This window comes from Streptomyces sp. NBC_00872 (assembly GCF_045161915.1).
Taxonomy (GTDB): Bacteria; Actinomycetota; Actinomycetes; order Streptomycetales; family Streptomycetaceae; genus Streptomyces.
Map to the genome: position 1 here is coordinate 1,357,410 of NZ_CP108806.1, position 22,489 is coordinate 1,379,898.

The window sequence follows — 22,489 nt, forward strand, 5'->3', positions numbered from 1 at the left end:
GCCGGTCTTCGTGGATCAGCCCGGGGCGTCTGGTGGAGGGGGCACCTCGGGTCGTGTCCGCGTGTGCGCGTTGCGGGTGGGCGGACGCTGCGGACGGGGCTTCTCGGTGTGGTCGGTCACGGCAGGATCTCGACGTACCCGTCGGTTCCGTGTACGCGGATCCGCTGGCCGTCCCGGATCAGCCGGGTGGCCTGCTCCACGCCCACGACGGCCGGCAAGCCGTACTCACGGGCGATCACCGCGCCATGGGTCATCAGGCCGCCCACCTCCGTCACCAGGCCCGCGGCTCCGACGAACAGCGGGGACCAGCTGGGGTCCGTGAAGGTCGTGACCAGGATGTCACCGGCTTCGAGATCGGCCTCCGCCATGTCCAGGATGACGCGGGCCCTTCCCTCGACGGTCCCGGTGGAGACCGGCAGGCCGATCAGGGCGCCGGCCGGCACGTCGTCGCGCCGGTATGCCCCGGTGACGGCCTCACCGTCCGATGTGAGCACCCGGGGCGGTGTGAGCGCGTGGTACGACCGGAACGCGTCCTTGCGCTGCTGGATGAGCTGGTCATCCACGTGGTTCGAGCGCACGACGTCGTGGAGCTCCTGGAACGTGAGGTAGAAGATGTCCTCCTTCTCAGAAAGCATGTCGGTCCGTACGAGGCGCTCGGCCTCCTCCAGCAGGGCCCGCTTGTAGACGAAGTAGCGGCTGACGATGCCGTACTTCGGGTACTCCCGGTACCCGATGAAGGTTCTGACCCGGTCGATCATCCGCTTGGCCTCGTCGGCTTTCCGCTCCCCGTCCGGCAGGGCCCGCAGGCGTGACAGCACGTCCTGTTCCTTCTGCCGCGCCTTCTGCCGCCCTTGCTCGAAGCGCCGCCCGGCGGCGCCCGGCCCGAAGTTCCTGACGTTGTCGAGGATCACGGGCACGAGTGTGCTGGGGCGCTCGCGCCAACGTGGCCGCGTGATATCGATCTCGCCGACGCAGCGCATACCGTACCGGTCGAGGTAGGCCTCTATGGCGTCGCGTGCTTCGGTCCCGCCCGCGAGCTTCGGCAGCTCGTCCAGGAAGCCCTCGTTCTCGACGCCCCGCAGGAACGCCACCACTTCCGGCTGCGGGCGGATCACGTCCGCGACGTCGAGCAGCGCCAGTCCCATCTCCGACGTGACGTTGTCGGGGACGGACAGTGTGAGCGTGTCAGCCGCGTTCTTCTCGCCCAGCCACTCGTGCAGCTTGTCGTTGAGCCACCACGTGGCCTCCATCCCCGCCATGATCACCTGAATATTCAGCGGATCACCGAGGACTCGCTTATGCTCCTCGAAAGCCTCCAACAGGAAGTCGAACAGCGCCGGTCCGGTCTTCGTCCGGATGTCGCGCTCCAGGGCGGCGATGGATACCTGGCTGCGCTCGATCAGCTCGGTGACGATGGCCGGATCGGTCTCGATCGGGGCGGACGCGCCGCCGGCCGACGCGCCGCTGGCTGATGCACCGCCGGCCGATGCACCGCCGGCCGGCGGCCTGCCGGGACCCGCGTCCGGGAGCGACGGGACGAAATCGTCGCGGTCGAGGACGGTCTCCAGAGCGTCCCTGATCAGCGGATCGCCTCTCCCCAGGGCGTCCAGGAGGCCGGCGCGGCTCGCGGGCGAGGCCAGGCGCCGGGTGACGTCGACGAACAGTCTCCCGCCCGCCTCACGCATCGGCGCCATGGCCGTCAGCTGCCACACGGAGATCCCCAGGGGCTTCATGGGGTCGGTCATCATCTGCCCGTGACCAACGGAGACGTAGACGTGATTCTCCTGGTCACCGGTCTCGGGAATGGGGATGGGGATGGGGATGGGGAACAGCGTCGTGATCGGCCGGCTCTGAACGATCCGGAAGTCATCGTCGACCAGGCACCATTCAATGTCCTGCGGGCGGCCGAAGTGCGCTTCGATCCGCCGCCCGAGCCGCACCAGCCGCACGACCTGCGCATCCGTCAGCGCCGGCTGCTCCTGCCGCCGCGCGTCGATCGCCACTTCCCGCGTACCCCCGGCCGGCAGCGCGTGAACGGCGCGCTGTTTGGCGGCGATCGCCCTGGCGACGACTTCGCCGTCTCGCACCTTGAAGACATCCGGGTTCACCAGGCCGGAGACCAGGGCCTCGCCGAGGCCGAAGCCGGCGTCCACGGTGGCGACCTTCCGGTTGCCCGTGACGGGGTCGGCCGTGAACAGGACGCCCGCCGCGTGCGGGAAGACCATCTGCTGCACGACCACGGCCATGTGGACCGTACGGTGGTCGATGCCGTTCCGCCGGCGGTAGGTCACGGCCCGCTCGGTGAACAGCGAGGCCCAGCACCGGCTGACGTGCTGGAGGATCGCCTCCGGCCCCACGACGTTCAGGTACGTGTCCTGCTGGCCGGCGAAGGAGGCCGTCGGCAGGTCCTCCGCCGTCGCACTGGATCGGACGGCGTAGGCGGCCTGCTCGCCGAACCGGGCGAGCGCGCGGGTGATCGCCGCCGCGAGCTCGCCCGGGACGGCGATCCCTTCGATGGCCCGGCGGATCCGCGCGCTGAGCGTGCGGATCGCCTCCCGGTCGTCCGGGTTCACGCGCGACAACTGATCGAGCCGGTCCTCGATCGACGGCACTTCCGCCATGATCCGCCGGAAGGCGTCCGTCGTCACGCAGAAGCCGCCCGGCACGCGGATGCCCTCGATCCGCGACAGCCCGCCCAGGTGCGCGCCCTTGCCGCCGACGACCGCGGCCCGCGTCTCGTCAACCTCTTGAAGATCCGACACGTACCGCTCGATCACCGCGACACCTCCGAGGCAGCCGTGCTCCGTCCCACCACTGGTACGACGTCACCGCGTCCCCCATACGCCGACAACACACGCACGTCGTGCCCTCATTTCCGCAGGTTGTGGCCTCGGCCGACGATTTTGCGCCACCACCCGGGTCTTGCCGCAAGCCCCCCTGCGCGCTATACCTTGAGAGTGGCGGGGAGAGAGATCTCCTCGCGATTCCTCCTCAGGTGGCCCGCACCGCTCACTCGCGCGACTGCGCCGATGCGCCGGCCCGGGGTGGGGTGGGGTGGGGCAGCGGATGGCGCGCGCTTCCACGCCCGTCGAGCTACGCATTCCAGCGAGCGGTGTTGTCCTCGGCGACCTGGACGATCGCCTTGCCCACGTTCTCGCCCCGCAGCATGCCGAGAAAGGCACGCACGGTCTCGCCGAAACCCTCGGTGACCGTCACATCGACGCCGATCCGGCCGCTGATCAGATGCGGGACCAGGAAGTCCTCCAACTCGCCCTGTACGTCGAGGTAATCCCGGACATGCATGCCCTCCATCCGCAGACTCTTCTCCACCATCTCGGAGAGGTTACGCGGTCCGGCAGGCGGTTCCGTGGCGTTGTACTGGCCCACCGTGCCGACCCGGGCGATCCGGCCGCGGTCGCGCAGCGCGGTGATCGCGCCCTCCAGATGAGTCCCACCGACGTTGTCCAGGTACGCGTCGATCCCGTCGGGCGCGAGCCGGGCGAGCGACTCCCCCACCGGGCCTTCGTGGTAGTCGAAGGCCGCGTCAAATCCGACGTGCCGGGTGAGGTGCTCCGCCTTGGCCGCCGAACCCGTACTGCCGACGATCCGACGGGCACCGAGCAGACGCGCGATACGGCCGGCGGCCGTACCGACACCGCCCGCCGCGGTCGAGACGAACAGGTCCTCGCCGGCCTCCAGACACAGGGTGCGGGTCAGCGCGGCATAGGCCGTGAGGCCGGTGCCGCCGAGGATGCCGAGATGCGCGACGAGCGGGACGCCCTCGTACGCCCGTAGCTTCCGTGTCCCCGCCACTCCGGATGTGACGAGCGCGTGGGTGCGCCAGCCCCCGCGGTGGAAGACCAGATCGCCCTCGGTCAGGCCCGGGTCCCGGGACGCGAGCACACGTCCGACGGACCGGCCCTCCAGGGGGCTGTTCAGCTCGAAGCCGCCGTCCATCATTTCGCGGTGGTACGGGTCCACGGAGAGATACAGGTTCTCGACCAGGGCGGTGCCGGGGGCCGGTGAGGGGACCGGGGCCTCGACGAAGGCGAACTGGCCGGTGGTCGGGAAGCCGTGGGGCCGGGCGGTCTGGTGCACGGTGACAGCGGTCGTGGTCATGGCGGCGACCGTACGAAGGAATGCGGGGGCCGGGCAGGGGGTTGCGCTCATGGAACCGGCACGGTCCATGAATCGTCCTCATAGAACGAGGTGAGCGCCCCGATGGCCGACCTGGCCCCGCACGAACTGCGCGTTCTGGTGGCGGTCGAGCGCGAGCGCGGCTTCTCCGCGGCGGCGACGGCGCTCGGACTCACCCAGTCCGCGGTCTCGCACTCGGTCCGGAGCAGCGAGAGCAAGATCGGGGCGGTGCTCTTCGTACGGGGCAGACAGGGTGCGCGCCCCACGGCGGCCGGTGTCAGAGCCGTGGCACACGCGCGGCGGATCCTGCGGATGCTGGACGTCATGGCCGCGGAGGCACGCGGCGCGGAGAACGCGACGGTGTCTGGTCCACTGCGGATCGCGGCCTTCCGCAGCGCCGCGCTGTATCTGCTGCCACCGGTGCTGGAGCGGCTGAGGACACGTCATCCCGGTATCGATCCGACGGTGCGGATCGTACGGGAGGTGGGGCCGGGGGCGGCCGGTGAGGTGGCGGCGGGCCGCGCGGACCTGGGCATCGCCACGATCGGCACGCCCGCGCCGATGCCACCCGGGCTGATCCGGTCCGTACTGACCGAGGAGCCGTACGCACTGGTCCATCCCGCGGGGCACCCGGACCCGCGGTCGTTGCCGCTGGTGGACTGGGCCGAAAACTGCACGTCGTACACCAAGGACTGGTGGGCCGGACAGGAGTGGATCCCGCGCGCGACGGTCGAGGCTGAGGACGACGGAGCGGTGCTGTCGATGGTGAGCAGCGGTCTGGGCATGGCGATCATGCCCGAACTCTCCCTGACGGGGGCGCCGTCCACACTCCAGATCACCGACCTCGGACCGGAACGCCCGACCCGCACGGTGGGTTACGTAACCACTCCGGAGCAGGCCCGCACCATCGCGGTCCGAGCCCTCATCCGCGAACTGCGCGATCTCCGGCCGACGCGGTCCCCGCACATGAAGCCGGCGAGACACGGCCGGGCCGGATAAAAAGGGGGGGGCTCCGGGTGTTACGGGCCTCCGGCCTCCGGCCCGTTGCGTGGCGGGCAACGGGCCGGAGGCATGCGCGCACGGTCAGTAGACCGTGGCGCCGTAAGTGTTGAGTGCCTCGACGAGCGGCTGGAAGAAGGTGGTCCCGCCGCTGGTGCAGTTACCGCTCCCGACGGAGTTCAGGCCGAGTCCCGTGCTTCCCGCGTACAGCGGTCCGCCGCTGTCCCCGGGCTCGGAGCAGATATTGGTGCGGATGAGTCCGGTGAGCGATCCGTTGGGGAGACTCACCGTGTAGTTCAGTCCGTTGACCTGTCCGCAGTGCACACCGGTTGTGCTGCCACTCGCGCAGGCGGCCAGGCCGACCGTCGGATTGGCGGCCCCGGTGATGTCCTGGACGGTGCCGTTGTGGAGGTTGACGACACCCTGGGTGTCTGTCGGAGTGGTGCTGTATCTGACGATCGCGAAATCGTTGCCGGGGAAGGAATCGCCCACGACTTGACCGAGCGGGTCCGGCGGGTTCGGCACACCACCCGGCACGCTCACAGGCCCTCACCCAGCCCCATCGCCCCACCCGGACACACATCCGCCGCCTCACGCACCACCACACGCGACGGCCGCACCGTTGCCTCGTCCATCGTCGCCCTCATCGTCCGTGCTCCTCTGCCTTCATCATCAGTACTTCCCCGTCTGTGAGTTACGCCCTCATCAGAGACGCCAGGGGTGTGAGGGACCTCAGTGGTGTCAGGGGTGTGAGACGGGTGCCAGCCACAGCCCCACCAGCGCGTCGATCAGACCCGTCGCCGCGCCGCGCCAGCTCGGCCTCGGGGTGGCGGCGCCCAGCGCGAGCGCACGCTCCCGCTCCGCGCACATGTGCACCATCAACTGACGTGCCATATCGGTGCGTTCAGCGCGCACTTCCGGCGGCAGTTCCGGGAGACACCGGTCGAACCCATGACGGATCTCGTGCAGCGAGGACGCGCTCAGCGATTCCTGGATCATGATCTCGCGCAGGGCGGGATCGGTCATCACCTGTGCGCCGAACCGCGCGTACCAGGTAGGACTGCCCAGAGCGGCCAGATGCTCCGTCACCGGCCGCACCAGACATGCCACCCAGTCCCGCACATCCCTGGAACCGGCGACCTCGTTCACCATCCCCAGCCGCAACCGCTCTATCGGCTCCGAACGCCTCCGCGCGATCGCCCGCACAAGATCCGTCTTCGTACCGAAGTGATACCCCACCGCCGCGTTGTTCCCCTGCCCCGCCGCCTCACTCACTTGACGGTTGGAAACAGCGAACACCCCATGCTCCGCGAACAACCGCTCCGCCGTCACAAGGATCAGCTCACGCGTCGCATCCCCCCGCTCCGCCCGTACAGCCCTGCCCGTCACCGTCACCACCGCGCATCCTCCTCGAAGCAGACCTTGAGCATTCGATCAGTTAACTGTCCTTGCCGAAGTAAAGCAAGCGACTGACTTAATTCGGAGCCGCGCATCGATCTCGGGACGGGCCGCTGAGCGTGTCCACCGACGTCCCGTCCCCTCTTCGGAAGCCCCCATGCCCACTCCACCCGCGCAGCCGCCCTCCCGCCGCAGCCGTCTCTCGCCCGAGCGCGAGCGCGAGCTGCTGGAGGTCACGCTGGAACTCCTGGCGGAGCTCGGGTACGACCGCATGACGATGGCCGACGTGGCGAAGCGGACCAAGTGCAGCACGGCCACGCTCTACCGGCAGTGGGAGAACAAGCAGCGGCTGGTCATCACCGCGCTCAAGGCCGCCCCGCGCCGCACTTTCGTGGAGATCGACACCGGCAGTCTGCGGGGTGACCTGCGAGAGCTGTCCCGTGGTGTGTTCCGGCACGATCCGGTGATGCGTTCCTTCATCGGCATCTGGAACGCGGTCATGCAGGACGGCTTACTGATGCGGGCCCTCCGCGAGATCATCATCGAACCGGAGATGCACGCGCTGCGCCATGTGTTGCGGCGTTCCGTGGAGAGAGGCGAGATCAGCCCGGACAATCCGGCCCTCGGCCTCGTCGGCCAAACGCTGTTCGGCCCTCTGATCCTCCAGAATCTTTTCACCGGCGAACGTCCCACCCCTGAGCTCAGCGAGGACATCATCAACGCTGTCCTGCTGCCCGCTCTCACCGCCGGGCGTCCCGCCGGCGACCCCACCTGACCCCGCCCGACCCGGTCCGGAGCCGGGCGTCGCTCGGGGATCGCCGCGGGCGTGGTTCCGCCGCCGCGTCCTGGCGGCTCGGCCGGGGTTCAGCCCTTGACCGCTTGCGCGTACTGGCCCAGGAAGTGCGGGCTGCCGCTGTCCACGCGATACAGGAAGAGCCCTCGATCGGAGACGAACTCGTTCGACGGGGGCGGGAATTCCACCGTCTTCGCGATTCCTCGGTAGGTGCTCGACCGCAGTTCGCGGACCAGGGCTCCTCTTTCGGCCGGCTGTTCCCCGGATCCGCCGAGTCCCTGGGCGAGGAAGAACAGGGCGTCGTACGCCTCCAGGGCGTACCGCCCGGCCTGACGGACACCGAAGCGTTTCAGATACGCGGCCACGAAGCGCTCCGCGCGCGGCAGTTCGGCCGGGTCGACGTACGTCGCGCTGATCACCCATCCTTCGGACGCGGCGCCCGCCTCGGTGAGGAAGGTCTCTTCGAGCACCGGCTGGGTGGCCGCGCATGTGCCCGTGAAGCCCGCACGCCGCAGGGCCCTGGCGCACATCGCCGCGCGGTGGGGTGAGGTGCCGCCGTACACCACGGCCTGGGCCCGCTTCGCGAGAACCGCGGTGGCGACGGCCGCGAAGTCCTCCGAATCCGCGGGGACGACATGGGTGCTGACCGAGCCCCGCGACGGTGGAGTGGCGGCGACGTTCTTCGCCGTCATCCAGCTGGCCCTGGGGCTCGCCCTGTCATCGATGACCGCGGTTCTGCGCGCCGAGCGTACGTCGGTGAGATAGCGCACCAGCGGTGCCCAAAGGATGTTGTCGTTGGGCCTGAGCTGGAAGAGAACCCGGTTGGTTGCGGTGGTGAAGGCATCGGTCCCGGGCGAGAGGGCCACCACCGGGAGCAGGGCCTTCACGTAGACGGGCGCGGCCGAGCGGGCCTCGGCGTCACCGGTCGGGCCGATGACCGCGTACACCGCGGGATCCGCGGCGAACGCGGCGGCCACCTCGCGTGCGCTCCCGGCGTCGCCGCGGTCGTCCCGCACCTTCAGGGCCAGGTCGAACCTCCTGTCCGCACGGGCGTTGAACTCGTCCACCGCCAGCCGGGCGCCGCGCTCCTGCGCCGTACCCTCCGCGCCCCGTCCGCCGGAGAGATCCCCGTGGAGACCGATGACATAGCGCGGCCGTTTCCGGGAGGCCGGTGACGAGACCGGCCCCCGGCCCTGACACGAGGCCATCGCGCCTCCCGGGACGGGCAGACGAGCGCATCGGGCCGCGGCAGCCGCCCTCACTCCGGGCGGGGGATGTCCTCGTAGTCCTTGTACTCGAAGCCCGGGGCGACCACGCACGTCACGAGCACCGGCTCGTCCCCCGCGGGTTCGGCCGACTGCCAGCTTCCACCGGGCACGAGGAACTGCGGCCGCTCTCCCCGCTCTATCCCACTGCCCACCACCGCGTCGACGGCGTCCTCCTCGCTCGGAGCCTCGCCCGTCCCACCCAGCCGGATCCGCAGCGGGCCGCCGCGGTGCCACAGCCACACTTCGTCCGAGCGCACCCGGTGCCACCGTGACGCCTCGCCGGGATGCAGAAGGTAGTAGATACCCGTCGCGAACGCCCTCGCCCCGCCGTATCCGTCGGGGACCGCTTCGACCGGAGTCCTCCATGTCTCCCGGAACCACCCGCCCTCGATGTGCGGTTGAAGACCGAGGGACTCGACCAGCTCAGATATTTCCGCCATGCCGAACATCCTGGCGCGTACTCCGCTTCGCCGTACCCGGTCCCGCGAAGTTGGCCATGTCCGGGACCGGCGGCGGCTCCGAGCCGAGTGACGCCGGCCGCGTAAGGAAAACGTCAAGTTCGGGGCGGCGGCCGTAAGAGCGCCGTCAACGGGAGACGGGAACCCCGGACGAGGGGGTTTCCTCGGGACGTCCGTCCCCGTCGCACCTCTGTAAGGAACTCACAGCCAAGTGACCGTGTTACCGCAGGGGGCAGCAGCTCGGCGTCCGGGGCGGGCCCCCGTACCACCGGCTCCCGCCCCGGCCCCGGAATCGGACAACTCCCTCGCACCCGGGGAAATTCGAGCAGCATCCGAGGAAGGCGGGACACGGCTGCCCCGGGTGCTGGTGGTGGAGGACGAACCACAGCTCGCACGGGCTCTTGAGATCAATCTCAGGGCACGGGGATACGACGTGGCAGTCGCGCCGGACGGGAAGACCGCGCTGCGACTCGCCGCCGCGCACCCGCCCGACGCGGTCCTGCTGGACCTCGGACTGCCCGACATGCCGGGCATCGCGATGATGAGAGGGCTGCGCACCTGGTCCCAGGCCCCGGTCCTGGTGGTCTCGGCCCGTAGCACGTCCGACGAGAAGGTGGCCGCGCTCGACGCGGGCGCGGACGACTACATCACGAAGCCCTTCGGCATGGAGGAACTCCTCGCCCGGCTGCGGGCAGCGACCCGGCGGGCGGATCCCGGCTCGCGCTCCGACGGCACCGCGGTCGTCACCGCCAATGGATTCACACTCGATCTGCTCGCGAAGAAGGCCCGGCGCGACGGGAACGACATCCGCTTCACACCGACCGAATGGCATCTGCTGGAAGTCCTGATCCGCAACCGGGGACGGCTCGTCAGCCGGCGTCAGCTGCTCCAGGAGGTCTGGGGTCCGGCCTGTCGGACACGGAGCAACTATCTCCGTGTCTACATGGCGCACTTGAGGCGCAAACTCGAAGCGGATCCCTCACACCCCCGGAGTCTCATCACCGTGCCGGGCATGGGATACCGATTCGAGGTGTGATCCCCCTCGCCCACAGAATTCGTTGAAATCCAGGGGTCGGGGGCGGGAGCGGGGGCGGGGCGGAGGCGGGATCAGCCGTCAGTACACTCGCCGGCGAGTTTCGTGCCGCCCACGTCGGAGCAGCCGATGAAGCCGTGGCCTCGGAGCTGGGCCGTCATGGGGTCGCTGGTCAAGAAGTCCAGATAGTTGGCGGTGAGCCCCGCCGGTTCTCCCGCGGTATACAGATACTCGGTCGCGACGAACGGATAGTTACCGCTCAGAGCGTCTTCGCGGATCGGCTCGTATGTGTTGACCGGTATGGTCCCGACGTTGGGGAAGAAGGGCAGGGCGTCGGCTTCCGCGTAACCGATCGCGTTCGCCGTGCTGTTGACGTATTCGAGCAGGTCCATCGTGGTCTTCGCGTTGCACGCGGTCGTCACGCCCGTGCTGCCGCATTCCGGCAGATCCTTCGACGCCGGGGAACTGTCGTCCAGAAAGGCGCTTTCAAAAGCCGCGCGGGTCCCGGAGTCACCGGAGCGGCCGACCGGCAGGTACGCGGGGTCCCGACCACCGAAGATCGTCCTCAGGTCCGCCGTGGTCAGCCCGTCCTCGAACAGACGAGGATGACTGTCCTCCAGTGCGTGGTTGGCCACCACGGCGAACACGACCACGCCGGCCGCGCGCCGGTTCAGGCCCTCTTCGTCGGTCTGGTCCGAAGGCCGCCCGTCGGACATGGCGATCGTCGAGGTGTCCTTGCTCAGACGCAGATCGGCGAGGCCGTTTCCGCTGCCGTTGGCCACGACCCTGATCGTCGCGTTCGGGCAGCTCTGCTCGTAGGCGTTCTTGACCTGGGTGGCGACCGGTGCGAAAGCGGTGGACCCCTTGATGCTGAGGCTTCCGTGCGTGCAGGTGGCCTCCGGGCTGAGCGCGCGGTTGGCCAGCCAGACTCCGCCGGAGATACCGATCAGAAGGGCCATGACGGTCCCCGCCGCGGTGACCTGGTACAGGCGGGAGCGCTTGGCCTTCTGGACGATCCGGCCGCCGCGTATGATCCCGCCCGATCTGACGCCGCTGCCGGAACCGACGAGGAGGATCAGGAGTTTGAAGCCGTCCTGCCGGTTGAGCGGCAGGGCGGGCAGCACGATCCGTGAGGCGTCGTCGGGCGGCAGTGTGTCGGTGCTGCGCTCGATGAGATTGTGCAGGTCGTCGGAGTCACGCACTTTGAAGTGCACCACTTCCCGCCCGGGAAAGGTGAAGCGCAGCGGGACGGCGACATGGCTTTCGTCGATGTCCTGGCCGCCGGAGTTCAGTACGTCGAGTACGACGAGACTGCCGTCCTCGATCTCCCTGCCCTGCGAGTGGATCTCCCACATGTTGAGGTCGTTCGGGGGTGCCGGGCCCCGGTTGATCGGCTCGTCGAACAGGACGCTCCAGCCGATCTGGCGGCGTCGCCGGACCGCGGTGACCAACAGGCCTATCGCGCCGGTGATCAACGCACACGTCAGCGTCGTGAGCGCCTCACGGCTGTCGATCATCGAGTTGAGATCGCTCAGTATCCCCGATGCCTGCGTGACAGAGCTCATGGCTTCCCCCCCGGACTGGCCAACTCGCGTGTGAGGACGCATTGTTGAGGACGCGCGAGATCGACGCACAAAGGGAATCCGAACAACGCGCCAACGGGACGCCATCAAAAGCCGAAGACGCCGACTCGCCCACGCGGCGCGCTGTCCCGCACGGGCGGGCGAGGAGGAGCCCGGGACCGGTGCCGGGGCCGGTGCCGGTCAGCCGCGGTAGTGGTCCGCCAGAGCGGCGAACGCGGCCTTGGGCTCCCACGGCATGTCCGGATAGGTGGTACCGGGTCGGTCTTCGAGGACTTTGACCACGCCGTAGCTGGCCATGTCGAAGTCCTCGCGAGGGGTGCCGCCGCGGTGCGGCAGGTCGTAGCGGGCGAAGGTGTTCACGAACGCGGTGTCGACGCCCTCGGCCTCGAAGACGTCCAGCACCTCGCACAGATACGTGGCCTGCTCCTCCTCGTCGCGGATGTAGTCCCCGTCCAGACGGACCGGTCTGCCGTCGTCACCCCATTCGACGATCCCGTCGCCGCGGCCTCCCTTGCCGGCCGAGCCGCGGTGGCTGGTGCAGCCGAACTCGGTGATCGCGACGGGCTTTCCCTGGGCTTTCCCCTGCGCGACGAAGGCACGGATGCCGTCGCGGAACCGGTCGGCCATCCCGGCCGAGCGATAGCCGGCATCGGTCGATATGACATCGAAGGGAGTCCAGTCGACACCCTCGAACGGCAGCGAGGCGTAGCTGACGCTTCCTCCGAACCGCTCGCGGACCGTACGGACGGCCGTGTCCAGGAAGTCGTTGATGCGGGTGGGGAGTTCGGCCATCAGCTCACGCGGACGACCGGGCGCGGTGAGCACGGCGGCTCTGTCCAGGAACGTATCGCCGGGCAGGAAGCCGACGGTGAACAGGCTCAGTTCGGAACCGGTCAGGAACACGATCTCGGCGCCCCGCCCGCGCAGTCGCTCGGCTCGCTCGGCGCAGTCGGCGAGGAAGGCCAGCTGTTCGTCGACCGTGAGGTCGCAGGTGAACGGGGAGAACCACACCTCCAGTCCCGCGTCGGCGGCATGGCCGGCGGCGATCTCCAGCCTGCCGGCATCGCCTCCGGTGACACGCACCGCGGTGCAGTGCAAGTCGTCGCGGATCACGCGCATTTCGCGCTTCACGGTCTCAGGGTCGAAGGGTTCGCGGGTGCTCACTCCCGCGTTGACGAAGCCGGTGTCGTACGTGATGCCGTTACCTCGCATGTGCCGTGCCCTTTCGCGTCGCCGAGTCCCGGTGCCGTTCGGCGCTGTAGGTGCAGTTCAGTGCTGATCGCTGCCGGTCGGTACTGGTCGGTGCCGGTCGTGCTTCAGCGCGCGGGCCGACACCGGAAGGATCAACCCAGAATAAGGTACTCAACGTACCCTATGGAGCGAGCAGGGTTCGCACGTCACAGCGCCCGCCCGGTACGGTCGGTACTCATGACGGGAGATCACATGGCCGACAGCCCGGCCGAGCGGCCACGCTCCGCTCCGACGAGGCGGCGCGGAGCCGAGCTGGAACGCGCGATCCTCCGGGCCGCGGCCGACGAACTCGTCGAGTCCGGCTATCCCGGACTCACCATGGACAAGGTCGCCAAGCGCGCCGGCACCAACAAGAACGCGATCTACCGCCGCTGGCCGCATCGCGCCGCGCTCGGTATCGCCGCGTACCGGGAACTGACCACCACCGATGTACAGCTCCCCGACACCGGAGAACTGCGGGGCGACGCGCTGGAACTGCTGCGCCGCGCCAATCGCACCTGGAACTCACCGTACGGCGAGATCCTCCGCGGTCTGCTGTCGGGCGTCGGTGACGACCCCGAGCTGCTGGCGCGGCTGCGCGAGCGCTCCGGCGATGCGGGAAGCGGAATGTGGCTGACCATCCTGGGCCGCGCCGTGGCCCGCGGGGAGGCCCCACCCGAATGCCTCGACCCCCGGGTCGCCACGGTGGCCGTCGTGCTTCTGCGCAATGAATACGTGGTCCGGGGCGTTCCCGCCGCGCCCGATGACGTCCTCGTCGACATCGTCGACGAGGTATACCTGCCGCTGATCCGCGGACGCGGCCGGCCCGACACCGAGCCGACCGCTCACCGCTGACCGCTGATCGCTGACCGCTGACCGCTGACCGCTGACCAAGCTGTCGGGCCGACAGGGCGGATCCGGGTTACTTCCGCTCGCTCGCGGCGACAGCGGCGGCCACGGCCTCGGCGATGTTCGCCTCGGCGGTCGCCTTGTCGACACCGAGCCCCGTGAGCAGCCCCGCGCCGTCCTCGAACTCCAGCAGTGCGAGCAGGATGTGCTCGGTCCCGATGTAGTTGTGGCCCAGCCTCAGCGCCTCCCGGAAGGTGAGTTCCAGCGCCTTCCGCGCCCCGGCGTCGTACGGAATGAGTTCGGGCAGTTGACCGGCCGCGGACGGCAGTGCCGCGGTGACGGTCCGGCGGACGGTTTCCAGCGGCACGCCCTGTGCGACGATCGCCCCCGCGCCGAGCGCGTCCGGCTCCGTCAGAAGCCCCAGCACCAGATGCTCGGGGCGGATCTCGTCGTTGCCCGCCGCGCGGGCCTCGTTCTGCGCCGCCATCACGACGTTCCTGGCCCGCTCGGTGAACCGGCCGAATCCCTGGTTCGGGTCGAGATCCGAGGGTTCACCGGGATTCTTCGCGACGAAACGCTTCTGGGCCGCCTGCCTGGTGACCCCCATACTCCTGCCGATGTCCGTCCAGGAGGCGCCCGAGCGCCGGGCCTGATCGACGAAGTGACCGATCAGATGGTCGGCGACATCGCCGAGGTGGTCTGCGGCGATGACCGCGTCGGACAGTTGCTCAAGAGCGTCGGAGTGGACTTTCTTGATGGCCTCGATCAGATCGTCGAGCCGGACCGGATGCGTCATGCGGACAGGATTCGTCATGTGTCAACCTTAGGTTGACGCGCAGGCACCGTCAACCCGAGGTTGACACGCTGATCGAGCCGCCCTCGGCACCGCACCCGCCGCCGTCAATCGTCGCGCTCGTCCAGCCTCATGAGCAGGAGGGCGATGTCGTCGCCGCCCCGGGAGGACTGCCGGGTCTGTCCGGCGTGCCGGACAAGAGACTTCGCCAGCGCGTCCAGCGGGCCCGGGGCCGCTTCCGCCAGCCGGGCGGCGAGTTCGGCGATGGTCGTGTCCAGATCGGTGCCGGGCACTTCGACGAGACCGTCGGTGTAGAGGGCGAGCACGGCGCCGGGGGGCAGCGGGACATCGGCGGTCCGGTACTCGGCCTCCGGCTCGATACCGAGGAGCAGCCCGGTCGGTACGTCCAGAATCTCCGTACGGCCGCCGGGATGGCACAGCACGGGGGGCAGATGGCCGGCGGCCGCGAGACGTGCCCGGTGGTGCAGCAGGTCGAGGTGGACGTAGAGACAGCTCGTGAAGAGACTGGAACTCAGGTCGATCAGCAGGCGGTTGGTGCGCGCGAGTACCTCGTCCGGAGGGGCGCCCGCGGTGGCGTGGGTATGGACGGCGGTGCGGACCTGCCCCATGAGCGCGGCGGCATTCACATTGTGGCCCTGTACGTCACCGATGACGGCGGCGGCCGAGGTGTCGTCGAGGCGGATGAGGTCGTAGAAGTCGCCGCCTATGTCCATGCCGCGGGTCGCGGGGAGATAGCGGGCGGCGACCTCCAGACCGGGGATACGCGGCAGGTCGTGCGGCAGCAGAGCGGCCTGGAGGCCCCGCGCGACCTGGTTCTCGGTGTCGTAGAGACGGGCCCGCTCCAGCGCCTGCGCGATCACTCCCGCCAGCGAGGTGAGACCGGCGCGCTCGTCCGGCGAGAAGGGGTGCGGCTGGTCGTAGCCCAGGACGCAGCAGCCGATCGTACGTCCGGACGCGAACAGCGGCAGATAGGCGAAAGCGGCCATATCCGTGTACAGCTCGATGTGCGGATAGGTACGGCGGAGTTCCTCGGCGTTCGCGTGGAACGCGGGAACCCCGGTCTCGATGGCCCGCACGCTGGCGGCCTTCGCGGTCAGAGGAAGGCCGTCGAAGCTGTCCGCGACCCGCTGCGGAAAGCCACGGGAGCCGATGACCTGGAGTCTTCCCTCGTCGGCGGTGAGCACCGCCAGGCCCTGGACGTTGATGACGGGCATGATCTGGTTGCTGACCGCCTCGGCCACGTCCTTGACCCCGACGGCCTCGGTGAGGGCCGAGGACAGATGAAGCAGATGGAAGAGGGCGCCCGGCCGGGCCTGCGCCGTGGGCGGCGGGGTCAGGAAGGGCTCGCGGTCCTCCGTGGGTGCCTCGGTGGGCGTGATACGTACGCTGATGCCGGTGGCGTCGGGGTAGAGGGTGAAGGCCAGCCAGTGGTCGGAGGGCCGCAGGGCGACGAAGGACGTGGGGAGACGGCTGAACAGCGCCGCCAGATAGGAATTCTCGTAGATCGGGTCGTTCAGCCAGGGCAGGGCTTCCCAGGGCCGGGCCCCCAGCAGGTCGTCGTCACCCAGCAATTCGGCGGCCTTGCCGTTGAGGAACGTGATGTGGCCGTCGAGGTCCAGGGCGCACGTACCTTCCGGGAAGCGCTCCGTCAGCTCGGCTCCGGGCTGTTCGTGCCGGGTGGGCGGTGGATCCACGGTGCGCAGCTCCGTGGGCCGCATCGGACGCCCCTCATCCGCGGCCAGCCGCAGAAGGCGGCTGATTCGGCGGCGGCCCTCGTCGATCGCCCGCGCTTCCCGGCTGGAGAGCCCGGGAGCGTGCGTACCGGGCCACAGCTGGAGCACGGCGCCCCAGCAGGTGGTCCCGGACGTCAGGGGCACGACGCTCATGGCCACCTGGTAGGGCAACGCGAGAGCCGTACGCGGAAAGCGGCGGGCCAGCTCCGAATGGCCGGCCACCCACACCGGTCGGCGCTCGCGCGCCACCTCGGCCACCGGGACCGGCGCGGCCAGTGCCACCCGGGACCATGGCGCGGCCACCTTCCGGGACACACCGGTCACCGCGACCATGCGCAGTACCTCGTCCTCCGGCACCAGCAGATACACGGCACCGATGTGCGCGCCGGTGGCCCGTACCAACTCCGCCAGGACGTGATCCACCTCTGCCGCGGTGCGCATTCCGTACTCCCCCACGCCTACGCCACACCGGGTGACACGCAAGGGACGGAAGGAAGGGAGCGCCGTCGTCGGCGGATGCGCTGTCCGGCGGCCGTACGGTCGCGCCGGGCCCCCGGCACCCTCGGTGCCGACCGCGGTTCCGATCGTGACTTCGACCGCGATTCCGACCATGTGCGGGCCGACGCGCGGCGCCGCGGGCCACCGTCCGGTTCCCCCAGGGGGACAGCGGTCCGGCCACATCGAACATCGCACATATGTGGACGATAGCCCTCGAACGGAGCAGTGACATCTGGACGCCCGGACAGGACCTGGTCAGCGGCGGCCGACGACGTCTCCTGCCTGTTCCTCCGCCCTTCCTTCCGTCCGTCAACCGAGCTTGGTGCCGTACACGTTGTCGACCGTCAGCGTGATCAGCACTCTTCGGTCGGACACCATGGCCGACCGGTACTCGTCCCAGTCCGGGTGCTCGCCGGCGGCGGCGCGGTAGTAGTCCACCAGTGCCTCGACCTCGGGACCGTGCGGGTCGGTTCCCGGCCCGGTGAGTGTGACCGTGCCCTCGGCGGTGGCCCATGCCCGGCCGTCCGGGCCGGTCACCTCCAGCGCGGCTCGTGGGTCCCTGCGCAGGTTGGCGATCTTGGCGGTCCCTTCGGTCGTCGACACCCGGATGACGCCGGCGGTCCGGTCGTATGCCGGCGTGACGGGAGAGAGCTGGGGACGGCCGTCGGACTTGATCGTCGCGAGCACGCCGAGTCGACTCCGCGCGAGCAGCGCGTGCGGGTCGAAAAGAGTGTCTGCCATGACGACCCCAACCCGTAACCGGATGCCGCCTATTCCGGGTCTTCGGATCTGTGATCCGGGGTCTGATCTGTCATCCGGGGCCTTCGGAAATCCGGGGTCTTCGGATACGAGGGAGTGAGACCGACGGCGGAGGTGACGACGCTTCGCGCCGTATCCGTATCCCTACCGTCTGGAGAGAGGCAGCCGGACGGCGGGAGGGAGCGGCGCCGGGACGGGGTTCGCCTGGAACGACTGGATCATCAGGGCCGCGAAGCGGCGCGACGCCGCCACCCGCATCTCGGGTGACTCGGCGCGGATGCCTTCGTTCGCCATCAGCGCCAGGCTGATGTCCTCCAGCACGAAATCCCCCCGCAAGGGACCCGCCTCCTTCGCGCGCCGCACCAGTTCGAGCAGCAGACGCAGTGTGCGGTCGCGGTCCGCGGCGAAGTCGACCGCCTGGGGAAGCTGCGAGGTGAAGGCGCGGGCGAAGCCCCGGTCGAGGGCGTGCACCTCCATGAGCCGCTCGATCACCAGGCGGAACCCGCTCCACGGGTCGTCCGCCGCCAGGCCCTCCTCCACGATCGCCGAGCACGAGGCCAGTTGCTCGGCGAAGGCCTCGGTCAGCAGCGCTTCCTTGGTCTGGAAGTGCCGGTAGACGGTCGCGACACCGACCTCGGCGCGCCGGGCGATCTCCCGGATCGGCACGTCGAGACCCTCTGCGGCGAAGGCCGCGCGAGCGACCACGAGGATGCGCTCGCGATTGTCGCGGGCGTCCGAGCGGAGCTTCGTTATCACTTGGGCCGTCACCTCTCTCACTTTAGTCAAACGGACGGGGTGCTCCGTTACGGTCCGGGCATGAGAGCGATTCAGTTCAGTGAGTACGGCCCGCCCAGTGTTGTGCATGTCGCCGAGGTGGCGGCGCCGCACGCGGGACCGGGCGAGATCCGCGTCACCGTAAGGGCCTCCGGGATCTCCCCCGGGGAGATACGCATCCGTTCCGGGGAGATGCGTGACGTGGTGCCCCTGACGTTCCCGTACCGGACCGGATTCGACGCCGCGGGCGTGGTGGACGAGGTCGGCGACGGCGTCACGGGCGTGAACATCGGCGACGAGGTGTTCGGCATGACCGACTCGGCCGCGCGCGGTGCCAACGCCGACTTCGCGGTGCTGGCCGCCTGGGCGCCCAAACCGGCCGCGTGGAGCTGGGAGGAGGCGGGCGGCGCCGCGGGCAGCGCCGAGACGGCCACCCGGGTCCTCGACCGGCTCGCGGTCGGCGCCGGACACACCGTGCTCGTACAGGGAGCGGCCGGCGGGGTGGGCACGGTCGCCGTCCAGCTCGCGGTCGCCCGCGGTGCCACCGTCATCGGTACGGCGAGCGAGCGCAACCACGACTTCCTGCGCTCCCTCGGCGCGGTGCCGACGACATACGGGACGGGGCTCGTCGAACGGATCCGCGCGCTGGCACCGGACGGAGTGGACGCGGTGTTCGACTGCGCCGGAGGTGCGCTGCCGGACCTCGTCGCCATCGCCGGTGACACCGCGCGCGTGGTGACGATCGCCGATGTCACCGCGGCGGCCCACGGCGTACACATGTCGCACGGAGTGCCGGCCGACGACACCGGCAACGGCACGGCCATGGGAGCCTCCGCCGACCCGCTGGCGTTGCACGGCCTCGCGATCGCGGTCACGCTCGCCGACGAGGGCCGGCTGCGGGTGCCGGTCGCGGCGGCGTTCCCGCTCACCGAGGCCGTGGCGGCGCACGAACTGAGCGAAAGCCGCCACGCCCGCGGAAAGATCGTGCTGGTCAGCTGATCGGAAGCCTGCGGCTGGTCATGAGGACCGGCGCCCGGAGCCGGTCATGACGACCGGTCACGGGCGTTTCCTCGCGGTCCCGGTGCCGCTCGGCGGGCCGGGGCCTCGGCGCTGCCCGCACTCGCTCCGAGTGACCGCTCCCGCCGTGACTGTCGCAGGGCCCCGAGCAGGCGCGCGTCGCGGCCGGGCAGCCGGCCCTCACCTGCCGTCACCGGCGAAGTGGTGCCCCGGTCCCATGAGGCGGAGCCTGAAGGAAGGAGCCGACACGTTCCGGAGCGGCGCGATCGCCGCCGAAGGCCGGAGGTGCCTATGACGGGTTTGTCCCCCACGCAGTCGGCGCTCGGCAAGGTTCTCACCCTCCCGGGTGTCTACGCGCCGCAGTCGGACAGTCTTCTGCTGGCCTGCGCGGTGCGCCGGGAGGGGGTGCGTCCGGGGATGGAACTGCTCGACGTCGGTACCGGCAGTGGCGCGCTGGCCGTCTACGCCGCGCGCATGGGAGCGCGTGTGACGGCTGTCGACATCGGCAGACGCGCGGTGCTGACCACACGCCTGAACGCCTTGCTCGCGCATCAGCACGTGACGGTGCGACGCAGTGACCTCGCGGCCTCGCTGCCGGGCCGTTCCTTCGACGTCGTGATCAGCAACCCGCCCTATGTGCCGGCACCCGGGCGGCTTCCGCCGTGCGGTGGAGCGGCACGGGCGTGGGACGCCGGCCAGGACGGCCGTGCGCTCGTGGACCGCATCTGCGACACCGCTCCCGGTCTGCTCCGGTCACGCGGTGTGCTGCTCATGGTCCACTCCCGGCTCTGCGATCCCGCACAGACCCTGCTGCGCCTCTTCGGAGCCGGGCTGCGCGCCACGGTGAGCGACCGTACGTACGTCCCCTTCGGCCCGGTCATACGGGGGCGACTGGCCTGGCTGCGTCAGCGCGGCCTGCTGGGTCCCTACGAGAACGAGGAAGAGCTGGTGGTCATCCGTGCCGAGAAACCCTGAGCACCGCCGGGTCACCGTGAGCGCCGACGGCCCCGGCCCCCTGCTGATGGAAGGCCCGGTGGACGTGGTCCTGGAGGACGGCACCGTCGTGTCATCGGAACGATTCACCGTCGCGATCTGCACATGCCGCCGCAGTGGCACCTATCCGTGGTGTGACACCAGCCATCGGCTGCGCGCGCGAGTGGTGCGGAACGACGACGGTCGGCCGCCGCGCGCGGGACCGGACACGGCATGACGCGCGGGACCGGGCGCGGCACGGACAGACAGCGGGAAGGGGATCCGGTGGTGACCGCGTCCTCCGGCAACGGACGGTCCGCGCCGGGAAGCGGATGGTCCGCGCCCGGAAGTGGACGGCCCGCGCCGGGAAGCGGACGGTCCGCGCCCGGGAACGACCGGTCCGCGCCGACCCTGCCCCGGCCCCGGGGTCCTCTGTCGGCCGGGGTGATCGGGGCTCTCAAGGGCGACCGCGCGGCGCTGCCCGCCCTCTCCCCGGAGGCCTCGGGCCCCGGCCCGGACCCGTACGGCGAGGATCTGCAACTCGCGCTGTATGTGCTCTACGAACTCCACTACCGCGGCTTCGCGGGGGTGGACGACGATGACGAGTGGGACCCGTCCCTGCTGCGGCTGCGCGGGGCGGCGGAGCGGCGCTTCCTCACCGCCCTGCGCGCGGACGTCCCCGACGGCCGGGGCGTGGACGACGCCCTCGCCGCACTGCTGGTCGAGCCCCCCGGCCACGACGACCGCGGTGTGAGCCACTTCCTCCAGCGGAAAGGGGAGCTGTGGCACCTGAGGGAGTACGCGGCCCTGCGCTCCCTCTACCACCTCAAGGAGGCCGATCCGCACGCGTGGGTCATCCCCCGGCTGCGCGGACGGGCGAAGGCGGCGATGGTGGCCGTCGAGTACGACGAGTTCGGGGCCGGCCGCGCCGAGAACGTCCATGCCCGGCTCTTCGCCGACCTGATGGCGGACCTCGGCCTGGACACCACGTACGGCCGCTACCTCGACGCCGGACCCGCCGCGGCCCTCGCCACGGTGAACCTGATGTCCCTGCTCGGACTGCACCGGAGTCTGCGGGGCGCCCTGGTCGGCCACTTCGCCACCGTGGAGATCACCTCGTCCCCCGCCTCCCGGCGGCTGGCCCAGGCCATGCGCCGCACGGGCGCGGGACCGGCCGCCCAGCGGTTCTACGACGAGCACGTCGAGGCCGACGCCGTCCACGAACAGGTCGTCCGCCGCGATGTCATCGGGGGTCTGCTGACCGACGAACCGCACCTCGCACCGGACGTCGTCTTCGGAATCGCGGCCACCACACTGCTGGAGGAACAGCTCGCGCGCCATCTCCTGTCGGCCTGGCACACCGGAGAGACCTCGCTGCGCGTGCCGCTCGACGCCCGGGGAGAACACCTGGCGGACGGCGGCCCCTGACGCGGTCCCGCACATCCACGCGGAGCCCGCGGGCGTCGTCACCGAAGCCCGCGGACCCGACATCACCGGACCGCGGGCTCCCTACTCGTACTCGTACCGCGAACGCTACGGCCCCACCGTTACGGCCTGGCAGTGCGGACGGGCGGGTCCGACGCGCGGGTACCCCAGAGCGCTCGGGCATACACGCCGCGAAGGCATACACAGACGCATACGCGCCACGCCGTCACGCCTTCGCGGTCCCCTTCTTGGCCGCTCCTCTCGCGCCGCCTTCGCTCCGCCGGGCCGCCGTCGACGTCGCGGCGCCCTTCCGGGGCTCCTCGGCGCCGTTCCCGGTGTGCCCCTTACCGTCACCCTCGCCGCGACGGCCGCCGCGGGCGACCGCGGCCGCGGCCCCTATGGCCACCGCGACCGGCCAGTCGACCGCCCCGAGAATCGCGAGGGCGCCCAGACCGCCGTAGAACGCGAGCCGTTTGGGCGGAGGCATCGGCGGCGACAGCTTCGCGCCCGCGGCGCGGGCGTTGGCGGTGATGTCACCCGCCGTGAGGTACGGGATGGGCAGATCCGCGTGGAGGGTGTGCATCCGCAGGCCTCCGTCGTGCCCGTTCCCGGACGTCCGCTCCGCTCCGTCGCTCCGGTGTCCGTCTGTGTGCCGTGTCCTGGTGGCGTCTGCCATGTGGATCGCCTCCTTGATTTTTTGTCCCTTTTATACTACTTTTTGACCCTCCTGCCTGCCGCGCGGGCCGTCT

The 22,489-nt window shown here is 70.1% G+C and carries 20 protein-coding genes and 1 pseudogene; 8 read left to right on the top strand and 13 right to left on the bottom strand.

Translation table 11 applies throughout. From position 1 onward, the window contains the following. Positions 1-116: 116 nt before the first annotated feature. Both rph and OG214_RS05750 read right to left on the bottom strand, forming a co-directional pair. Positions 117-2,777 carry a rifamycin-inactivating phosphotransferase gene (gene rph, locus OG214_RS05745; RefSeq protein WP_405984006.1) on the bottom strand — a complete coding sequence of 887 codons (2,661 nt, stop codon included), beginning with the start codon at positions 2,775-2,777 and terminating at the stop codon, positions 117-119. 316 nt (positions 2,778-3,093) lie between these two features. Then, entirely contained in the window at positions 3,094-4,119 is a 1,026-nt protein-coding gene (locus OG214_RS05750) for a zinc-binding dehydrogenase (protein WP_405984007.1), read from the bottom strand. Between the two features lie 102 nt (positions 4,120-4,221). Here OG214_RS05750 and OG214_RS05755 point away from each other — a divergent pair, with 102 nt between their 5' ends. After that, on the top strand, positions 4,222-5,136 hold the full coding sequence (locus OG214_RS05755) for a LysR family transcriptional regulator (protein WP_405984008.1): 915 nt from the start codon (positions 4,222-4,224) through the stop codon (positions 5,134-5,136). Positions 5,137-5,220: 84 nt separating this feature from the next. On the opposite strand, the pseudogene OG214_RS05760 reads toward OG214_RS05755, so the two are convergent. Together OG214_RS05760 and OG214_RS05765 are read right to left on the bottom strand one after the other, a co-directional pair. Continuing rightward, positions 5,221-5,640: pseudogene (locus OG214_RS05760) on the bottom strand (S1 family peptidase); the annotation flags it as partial. A 237-nt stretch (positions 5,641-5,877) separates the two neighbouring features. Continuing rightward, entirely contained in the window at positions 5,878-6,525 is a 648-nt protein-coding gene (locus tag OG214_RS05765) for a TetR/AcrR family transcriptional regulator (protein ID WP_405987435.1), read from the bottom strand. Between the two features lie 166 nt (positions 6,526-6,691). Here OG214_RS05765 and OG214_RS05770 point away from each other — a divergent pair, with 166 nt between their 5' ends. Next, positions 6,692-7,309, top strand: a complete 618-nt coding sequence (locus tag OG214_RS05770) for a TetR/AcrR family transcriptional regulator (RefSeq protein ID WP_405984009.1) — start codon at positions 6,692-6,694, stop codon at positions 7,307-7,309. An 89-nt stretch (positions 7,310-7,398) separates the two neighbouring features. Here the strand turns inward: OG214_RS05770 and OG214_RS05775 are convergent, their stop codons facing one another. Together OG214_RS05775 and OG214_RS05780 are read right to left on the bottom strand one after the other, a co-directional pair. Next, a complete protein-coding gene (locus OG214_RS05775; protein ID WP_405984010.1) occupies positions 7,399-8,535 on the bottom strand; it encodes a branched-chain amino acid ABC transporter substrate-binding protein in 1,137 nt (378 codons plus the stop codon). A 50-nt stretch (positions 8,536-8,585) separates the two neighbouring features. Beyond that, positions 8,586-9,035 carry a cupin domain-containing protein gene (locus OG214_RS05780; RefSeq protein ID WP_405984011.1) on the bottom strand — a complete coding sequence of 150 codons (450 nt, stop codon included), beginning with the start codon at positions 9,033-9,035 and terminating at the stop codon, positions 8,586-8,588. A 370-nt stretch (positions 9,036-9,405) separates the two neighbouring features. On the opposite strand from OG214_RS05780, the gene OG214_RS05785 reads away from it, so the two are divergent. After that, positions 9,406-10,089, top strand: a complete 684-nt coding sequence (locus tag OG214_RS05785; protein WP_363082688.1) for a response regulator transcription factor — start codon at positions 9,406-9,408, stop codon at positions 10,087-10,089. Between the two features lie 71 nt (positions 10,090-10,160). Here OG214_RS05785 and OG214_RS05790 read toward each other — a convergent pair whose 3' ends face one another. Both OG214_RS05790 and OG214_RS05795 read right to left on the bottom strand, forming a co-directional pair. After that, a complete protein-coding gene (locus OG214_RS05790; protein ID WP_405984012.1) occupies positions 10,161-11,651 on the bottom strand; it encodes a substrate-binding domain-containing protein in 1,491 nt (496 codons plus the stop codon). Positions 11,652-11,849: 198 nt separating this feature from the next. Continuing rightward, positions 11,850-12,881 (bottom strand): hypothetical protein, encoded by a 1,032-nt coding sequence (locus OG214_RS05795; RefSeq protein WP_405984013.1) that lies wholly within the window; start codon positions 12,879-12,881, stop codon positions 11,850-11,852. Between the two features lie 216 nt (positions 12,882-13,097). Between OG214_RS05795 and OG214_RS05800 the strand changes: the two genes are divergently transcribed. Continuing rightward, positions 13,098-13,754: a TetR/AcrR family transcriptional regulator gene (locus OG214_RS05800; RefSeq protein ID WP_405984014.1), complete on the top strand. Its 657-nt coding sequence runs from the start codon at positions 13,098-13,100 to the stop codon at positions 13,752-13,754. A gap of 67 nt (positions 13,755-13,821) precedes the next feature. Here OG214_RS05800 and OG214_RS05805 read toward each other — a convergent pair whose 3' ends face one another. The 4 genes from OG214_RS05805 to OG214_RS05820 all read right to left on the bottom strand — a co-directional run bounded on the left by OG214_RS05805 (position 13,822) and on the right by OG214_RS05820 (position 18,308). Continuing rightward, positions 13,822-14,562, bottom strand: coding sequence for a Clp protease N-terminal domain-containing protein (locus OG214_RS05805; protein WP_405984015.1), 741 nt, complete (start codon positions 14,560-14,562; stop codon positions 13,822-13,824). 86 nt (positions 14,563-14,648) lie between these two features. Beyond that, positions 14,649-16,736: a SpoIIE family protein phosphatase gene (locus OG214_RS05810; RefSeq protein ID WP_405984016.1), complete on the bottom strand. Its 2,088-nt coding sequence runs from the start codon at positions 16,734-16,736 to the stop codon at positions 14,649-14,651. A gap of 366 nt (positions 16,737-17,102) precedes the next feature. Further along, a complete protein-coding gene (locus OG214_RS05815; RefSeq protein WP_405984017.1) occupies positions 17,103-17,534 on the bottom strand; it encodes a PPOX class F420-dependent oxidoreductase in 432 nt (143 codons plus the stop codon). Positions 17,535-17,696: 162 nt separating this feature from the next. Continuing rightward, a complete protein-coding gene (locus OG214_RS05820; protein WP_363082678.1) occupies positions 17,697-18,308 on the bottom strand; it encodes a helix-turn-helix domain-containing protein in 612 nt (203 codons plus the stop codon). 60 nt (positions 18,309-18,368) lie between these two features. Here OG214_RS05820 and OG214_RS05825 point away from each other — a divergent pair, with 60 nt between their 5' ends. The 4 genes from OG214_RS05825 (at position 18,369) to OG214_RS05840 (ending at position 21,743) form a co-directional block, all read left to right on the top strand. After that, entirely contained in the window at positions 18,369-19,325 is a 957-nt protein-coding gene (locus OG214_RS05825) for an NADP-dependent oxidoreductase (RefSeq protein ID WP_405984018.1), read from the top strand. A 309-nt stretch (positions 19,326-19,634) separates the two neighbouring features. After that, positions 19,635-20,318, top strand: coding sequence for a HemK2/MTQ2 family protein methyltransferase (locus tag OG214_RS05830; RefSeq protein WP_363082676.1), 684 nt, complete (start codon positions 19,635-19,637; stop codon positions 20,316-20,318). Further along, positions 20,302-20,553 (top strand): CDGSH iron-sulfur domain-containing protein, encoded by a 252-nt coding sequence (locus OG214_RS05835; RefSeq protein WP_405984019.1) that lies wholly within the window; start codon positions 20,302-20,304, stop codon positions 20,551-20,553. Before OG214_RS05830 ends, OG214_RS05835 begins: the two co-directional genes overlap by 17 nt. Positions 20,554-20,726: 173 nt before the next feature. Continuing rightward, complete coding sequence (locus OG214_RS05840; RefSeq protein ID WP_405987436.1) at positions 20,727-21,743, top strand: iron-containing redox enzyme family protein; 1,017 nt, start codon at positions 20,727-20,729, stop codon at positions 21,741-21,743. Between the two features lie 223 nt (positions 21,744-21,966). On the opposite strand, the gene OG214_RS05845 is transcribed toward OG214_RS05840, so the two are convergent. After that, the gene (locus OG214_RS05845; RefSeq protein WP_363082673.1) at positions 21,967-22,416 is read right to left on the bottom strand and encodes a hypothetical protein; all 450 of its coding nucleotides are present in this window, start codon (positions 22,414-22,416) and stop codon (positions 21,967-21,969) included. Between the last annotated feature and the right edge of the window lie 73 nt (positions 22,417-22,489).

Bases quoted from the DNA above. Each gene is read 5' to 3' on its own strand.
- OG214_RS05750 (WP_405984007.1), bottom strand. From the start codon at position 4,119: ATGACCACGACCGCTGTCACCGTGCACCAGACCGCCCGGCCCCACGGC.
- OG214_RS05755 (WP_405984008.1), top strand. From the start codon at position 4,222: ATGGCCGACCTGGCCCCGCACGAACTGCGCGTTCTGGTGGCGGTCGAG.
- OG214_RS05770 (WP_405984009.1), top strand. From the start codon at position 6,692: ATGCCCACTCCACCCGCGCAGCCGCCCTCCCGCCGCAGCCGTCTCTCG.
- OG214_RS05775 (WP_405984010.1), bottom strand. From the start codon at position 8,535: ATGGCCTCGTGTCAGGGCCGGGGGCCGGTCTCGTCACCGGCCTCCCGG.
- OG214_RS05780 (WP_405984011.1), bottom strand. From the start codon at position 9,035: ATGGCGGAAATATCTGAGCTGGTCGAGTCCCTCGGTCTTCAACCGCAC.
- OG214_RS05790 (WP_405984012.1), bottom strand. From the start codon at position 11,651: ATGAGCTCTGTCACGCAGGCATCGGGGATACTGAGCGATCTCAACTCG.
- OG214_RS05795 (WP_405984013.1), bottom strand. From the start codon at position 12,881: ATGCGAGGTAACGGCATCACGTACGACACCGGCTTCGTCAACGCGGGA.
- OG214_RS05800 (WP_405984014.1), top strand. From the start codon at position 13,098: ATGACGGGAGATCACATGGCCGACAGCCCGGCCGAGCGGCCACGCTCC.
- OG214_RS05805 (WP_405984015.1), bottom strand. From the start codon at position 14,562: ATGACGAATCCTGTCCGCATGACGCATCCGGTCCGGCTCGACGATCTG.
- OG214_RS05810 (WP_405984016.1), bottom strand. From the start codon at position 16,736: ATGCGCACCGCGGCAGAGGTGGATCACGTCCTGGCGGAGTTGGTACGG.
- OG214_RS05815 (WP_405984017.1), bottom strand. From the start codon at position 17,534: ATGGCAGACACTCTTTTCGACCCGCACGCGCTGCTCGCGCGGAGTCGA.
- OG214_RS05825 (WP_405984018.1), top strand. From the start codon at position 18,369: ATGAGAGCGATTCAGTTCAGTGAGTACGGCCCGCCCAGTGTTGTGCAT.
- OG214_RS05830 (WP_363082676.1), top strand. From the start codon at position 19,635: ATGACGGGTTTGTCCCCCACGCAGTCGGCGCTCGGCAAGGTTCTCACC.
- OG214_RS05845 (WP_363082673.1), bottom strand. From the start codon at position 22,416: ATGGCAGACGCCACCAGGACACGGCACACAGACGGACACCGGAGCGAC.